At 48.6% G+C, this 4446-nt stretch carries 9 protein-coding genes; 7 read left to right on the top strand and 2 right to left on the bottom strand.

Translation table 11 applies throughout. The features are described 5' to 3' along the window. Positions 1 to 261: IS1 family transposase (locus BHE85_RS11135; protein ID WP_000317683.1), on the top strand; the 261-nt coding region annotated here is incomplete at its 5' end. 331 nt (positions 262 to 592) lie between these two features. On the opposite strand, the gene BHE85_RS11130 is transcribed toward BHE85_RS11135, so the two are convergent. Next, positions 593 to 1012: a helix-turn-helix domain-containing protein gene (locus BHE85_RS11130; RefSeq protein ID WP_000233320.1), complete on the bottom strand. Its 420-nt coding sequence runs from the start codon at positions 1010 to 1012 to the stop codon at positions 593 to 595. A 79-nt stretch (positions 1013 to 1091) separates the two neighbouring features. Between BHE85_RS11130 and BHE85_RS11125 the strand changes: the two genes are divergently transcribed. The 6 genes from BHE85_RS11125 to BHE85_RS11100 all read left to right on the top strand — a co-directional run bounded on the left by BHE85_RS11125 (position 1092) and on the right by BHE85_RS11100 (position 4117). After that, positions 1092 to 1346 (top strand): helix-turn-helix transcriptional regulator, encoded by a 255-nt coding sequence (locus BHE85_RS11125; protein ID WP_001072337.1) that lies wholly within the window; start codon positions 1092 to 1094, stop codon positions 1344 to 1346. After that, on the top strand, positions 1343 to 1768 hold the full coding sequence (locus BHE85_RS11120) for a toxin YdaT family protein (RefSeq protein ID WP_000693847.1): 426 nt from the start codon (positions 1343 to 1345) through the stop codon (positions 1766 to 1768). Before BHE85_RS11125 ends, BHE85_RS11120 begins: the two co-directional genes overlap by 4 nt. Before the next feature lie 71 nt (positions 1769 to 1839). Beyond that, the gene (locus tag BHE85_RS11115; RefSeq protein ID WP_001262382.1) at positions 1840 to 2910 is read left to right on the top strand and encodes a hypothetical protein; all 1071 of its coding nucleotides are present in this window, start codon (positions 1840 to 1842) and stop codon (positions 2908 to 2910) included. Between the two features lie 40 nt (positions 2911 to 2950). Then, positions 2951 to 3373: a DUF977 family protein gene (locus BHE85_RS11110; RefSeq protein WP_001151146.1), complete on the top strand. Its 423-nt coding sequence runs from the start codon at positions 2951 to 2953 to the stop codon at positions 3371 to 3373. Then, on the top strand, positions 3370 to 3675 hold the full coding sequence (locus tag BHE85_RS11105; RefSeq protein ID WP_001266147.1) for a DUF4406 domain-containing protein: 306 nt from the start codon (positions 3370 to 3372) through the stop codon (positions 3673 to 3675). The genes BHE85_RS11110 and BHE85_RS11105 overlap by 4 nt, the downstream gene beginning before the upstream one ends. Further along, positions 3662 to 4117, top strand: coding sequence for an ead/Ea22-like family protein (locus BHE85_RS11100; protein WP_000335373.1), 456 nt, complete (start codon positions 3662 to 3664; stop codon positions 4115 to 4117). Before BHE85_RS11105 ends, BHE85_RS11100 begins: the two co-directional genes overlap by 14 nt. 95 nt (positions 4118 to 4212) lie before the next feature. Here BHE85_RS11100 and BHE85_RS11095 read toward each other — a convergent pair. Beyond that, positions 4213 to 4446 (bottom strand): IS1 family transposase (locus tag BHE85_RS11095; RefSeq protein WP_001393844.1); only part of this gene is annotated, 234 nt, incomplete at its 5' end.

The following is a 4446-nucleotide window of genomic DNA, read 5'->3' as shown; positions in this document are numbered from 1 at the left end:
ACACTGGAGCGTCTTCTGAGCCTGCTGTCGGCCTTTGAGGTCGTGGTATGGATGACGGATGGCTGGCCGCTGTATGAATCACGCCTGAAGGGAAAGCTGCACGTTATCAGCAAGCGTTACACTCAGCGCATTGAGCGACATAATCTGAATCTGAGACAACATCTGGCAAGGCTGGGACGGAAGTCACTGTCGTTCTCAAAATCGGTGGAGCTGCATGACAAGGTCATCGGGCATTATCTGAACATAAAACACTATCAGTAAGTTGGAGTCATTACCCAAGATCGATAGTATCCATGCTGACCTCATTTCCCCTTAACGCCGGGGTAGCGGAACAAAAACCTGCTGCATAGTTATTAAAGTTGAACCCTGCCGTCATGTTCTTACGCCTCGGGCTGGCTACTTAACCCCTGACCACTGCCTGGTAACTCGAAGTATTGCCCTGCATTCTGTGGGGCGGGGTGGGTGGCAGGTATATAATGTACTTTGCGTTCATTGTTGTAAAGTGCTTATGGTACATTTTGTGTGTAAAAAAATGAGATGGGATAAAGTGAAGCACAAACCCGGAGGAAGGCGCTACCGGATTTATGCTGGTTTAAGAGGCTTTTTGTTTTTTCTTTCGTGCTAACTCTTCGTAAATTGCATTGTACTTCTGTTTTTTCTCTTCAAGAGTTTTTAAAAGTTCATCTGTCTCACTGTCAGGGAGCTCGTCCAGAAGGTCAATGATGATTTTTTGTCTTGGATTTAACTCCTGATAGAAACGTACCTGTCCACTTTCTTCTGTATCCTCTCCCAAAAGATAGGTTGGTGTTGTTCCTATTAGTGTTGCTAATTCCCTTAATTTCTCCCGGCGAGGAATTGTTTCGCCATTAAACCATTTGCTAACCGCTTTTGGTGTTAATTTCATTCGACGGGCAATTTCTGCCTGCCTTCCATGTTGTTCATAACCAGCGTTTTCACAGGCTAGCGCAAGCCTACTGGCGAACTCTTTACGCGCTTTATCTTCATGAACCATAAGTTCAATGATATTCGCTCTTGAATGTACTGTCAGTTCTGTTATGGCATGTACTCAAAGTTCACATTGTGAGGGTGATATGAACCAGAAAACACTTGAAGATGTAATCAAAACTGTTCGCGTTGCTGTTGTGGCCGACGTTTGTGGTGTCAGCCAAAGAGCAATCTATAAATGGATGGATAACGGAAAATTGCCTCGCACAGAATATACCGGCGAAACAAATTACGCTGAAAAAATCGCTCTTGCATCAAACGGATTATTTTCTGCCGATGCAATTTTAACTATTGGCAGGAATAAAACTACTACGAAAAAGCTGATGGGAGTTGATTCATGAAAATCAAGCATGAACACATCCGCATGGCGATGAATGCCTGGGCGCATCCGGACGGCGAAAAAGTACCGGCTGCGAAAATTACCAAAGCGTATTTCGAGCTGGGAATGACGTTCCCGGAACTGTATGACGACAGCCATCCGGAAGCCCTGGCTCGCAATACTCAGAAAATTTTCCGCTGGGTGGAGAAAGACACCCCTGATGCGCTTAAAAAAATTCAGGCGTTGTTACCAGCTATCGAAAAAGCAATGCCACCTCTGCTGGTGGCCCGAATGCGCAGCCATAGCTCAGCCTATTTTCGGGAACTAGTGGAGACGCGGGAACGACTGGTGAGAGACGCTGATGATTTTGTCGCAGTGGCGATCGCTGGTTTCAACCAGATGAATCGTGGTGGCCCTGCAGGAAATATTGTGGCTGTGCATTGACTCGCAATATTCATACCGGATCACTTCCGGCAATTTGTGAGTAAAAAGATTCGGTATCAAAAGAGGTGAGTATGGCTAACGCCTGGCTCAGATTATGGCATGACATGCCAAATGACCCTAAGTGGCGAACAATTGCCAGGGTGTCAGGGCAGCCAATTGCAACAGTGATGGCAGTGTATATCCACCTCCTGGTGAGCGCGTCACGAAATGTCACGCGAGGTCACATTGATGTCACGACAGAAGATTTGGCAAGTGCGCTCGACGTGACAGAAGAGGTAATTGATTCAATTTTGCAGACGATGCAGGGGCGGGTACTTGATGGTGATTTAATCACTGGATGGGAAAAACGCCAGGTGCTGAAAGAGGACAACGGCAATATTTCGCAAACCGCAAAATCTCCTGCAGAGCGCAAGAGGGCGCAGCGAGAGAGGGAAAGAAAGCGGGAACAAAATGGCGATTGTCACGGCGCGTCACGATATGTCACGCACATGTCACGACGAGTCACGACAGATAAAGATACAGATAAAGATACAGATCAAGAAGATCAAAACACTATGGTCCATGGCGTAAAAAACGCCACGAACCAGGCAGGGGATGTTCAGACCGTCAATCCTGGTCAGCCAGCAGGCACGACACCGGAAGCCGATTCAGCGTATGCGCTGAAAGCCGATTCGGGCGCTGTGCAGCAGGCGATGACCGCAAGTCCGGAGCAATCACACCAACTGCAGCAGCCTGAAGCCGATTCCGCCATTCAGCGGGAAGCCGATCGGGTAGTCCCGGAAAACACCGGGCAGTCTGTGGGACGAGTGGATTATCCGGATGTGTTCGAACAGGTCTGGCGGGAGTACCCGTTGCGTGCCGGGGCAAACCCGAAGAAATCCGCTTTCAGTGCCTGGAAGGCCAGATTACGCGAGGGGGTGCCACCAGAGGCCATGCTGGATGGCGTGAGGCGTTACGCAAGATACCTGGCGGCTACCGGGAAAACGGGAACGGAATTTGTTCAGCGAGCGACGACGTTTTTTGGACCGGACCGGAATTTTGAGAACCCCTGGTTGCTCCCGGTAAGCGGCACGAACAACCAGCGTTGTGTGAATCATATTTCTGAACCGGATAACGAAATTCCGCCGGGCTTCAGGGGGTAAGTGTTAATTTCTGGTCATGAGGTAATTTTCAGGAGGGCTTGTGGCAAAAGTTTTTACACAAGAAGAGCGGGAAAAAATTAAAGGGCAGGTTCTTGAACTCGTACGCCAGAGTGGGCGCGAGACGTTACGACAACTGGAAGCTAAAACTGGGGCAACAAGATATCTGATGAGCGTTCTGGCCAGAGAGCTGGTTGCCAGTGGCGATGTATACAACTCTGGTTACGGGTTATTCCCGTCTGAACAGGCGCGTAAGGACTGGCAAAATGCCCGTAAAAAGCTCTCAAGGGCAAAGCTGAAGAAACCATCTGCGGTTGATCCGGACCTTATCTGGTCATTACCTGACGGAGAAATACGTCGCTACGACAGTCGCCTAAACATAATCTGTCGCGAGTGCCGGAAGAGCGAAGTTATGCAGCGCATATTGTCGTTTTATCAGGGTAATTTTCAGGAGGTGATGGCGTGAGGGTGAGAGTCTATATCGCCGGTCCAATGACCGGGTATAAAAATTTCAACCGTGAGGCGTTTCACAATGCGGAAGAGGAACTGAAACGGGAAGGGCATACCGTCTTAAACCCGGCAGTACTTCCGGACGGGCTGACACAGCCGCAGTACATGGATATCTGCATGGCGATGATTCGTTGTGTGGATGCGATTTACATGCTGAAAGGCTGGCAGCGGTCAGCAGGCGCTAAGGCAGAACTGGCGCTGGCGGAGAAACTGGGGCATGCGGTGATTTTTCAGGAGACAGCCAGTGTGCAAGACTAATTACCAGGCATTACGTGAACGTTATTCACCAATTCAGGTGCCGGAATGTCCTGTTTGTGGCGATGAAATGTCGATACAGCGCATATTTTCCAGAACGCATATTGTGTATGCCTGCACAGGTGAGGGGGATGATGGATATTTTAAAACTGGTCGAACTTTTGCGGATGAGCATTACCTGAAATCGCGCGTAACCGTCGTTGATGTTAGCGCTCCTGACGTACTGGCTTTACTGAAAGAGCTGGAAGTTAAAGACAAACGCATTGCAGAATTGACAGATGCGCTTACACAAATGATTAATGCGCACAAAACCACAATTCGTTTTGGTCATGAACGCATAACTGAATGTGGTGGTGATTGCGACTCGCCGGAAAAGATGATTTCAGAAAATCCGGATATCAGAATGGCAGAGGCTGTTTTGAGAGCAGGAATAAAAACTGAATAATTAAATTTAGCACAGCAAATAAAATTTAATCCTTAACCGGAGGGATTTCTGCACCCTCAGAACATCAGGAGGCCGCCTGAGGTAATGACTCCAACTTACTGATAGTGTTTTATGTTCAGATAATGCCCGATGACCTTGTCATGCAGCTCCACCGATTTTGAGAACGACAGTGACTTCCGTCCCAGCCTTGCCAGATGTTGTCTCAGATTCAGATTATGTCGCTCAATGCGCTGAGTGTAACGCTTGCTGATAACGTGCAGCTTTCCCTTCAGGCGTGATTCATACAGCGGCCAGCCATCCGTCATCCATACCACGACCTCAAAGGCCGA

The organism is Shigella sp. FC1567 (assembly GCF_001743015.1).
In the GTDB taxonomy this organism is placed as follows: domain Bacteria; phylum Pseudomonadota; class Gammaproteobacteria; order Enterobacterales; family Enterobacteriaceae; genus Escherichia; species Escherichia coli.
Note: the sequence above shows the minus strand (reverse complement) of the source record. Positions and strands in the feature narration are given on the sequence as shown.

What these genes read in the sequence shown, in the direction of transcription:
- BHE85_RS11130 (WP_000233320.1), bottom strand. Translation starts at nt 1,012, where the DNA reads ATGGTTCATGAAGATAAAGCGCGTAAAGAGTTCGCCAGTAGGCTTGCG.
- BHE85_RS11120 (WP_000693847.1), top strand. Translation starts at nt 1,343, where the DNA reads ATGAAAATCAAGCATGAACACATCCGCATGGCGATGAATGCCTGGGCG.
- BHE85_RS11125 (WP_001072337.1), top strand. Translation starts at nt 1,092, where the DNA reads ATGAACCAGAAAACACTTGAAGATGTAATCAAAACTGTTCGCGTTGCT.
- BHE85_RS11115 (WP_001262382.1), top strand. Translation starts at nt 1,840, where the DNA reads ATGGCTAACGCCTGGCTCAGATTATGGCATGACATGCCAAATGACCCT.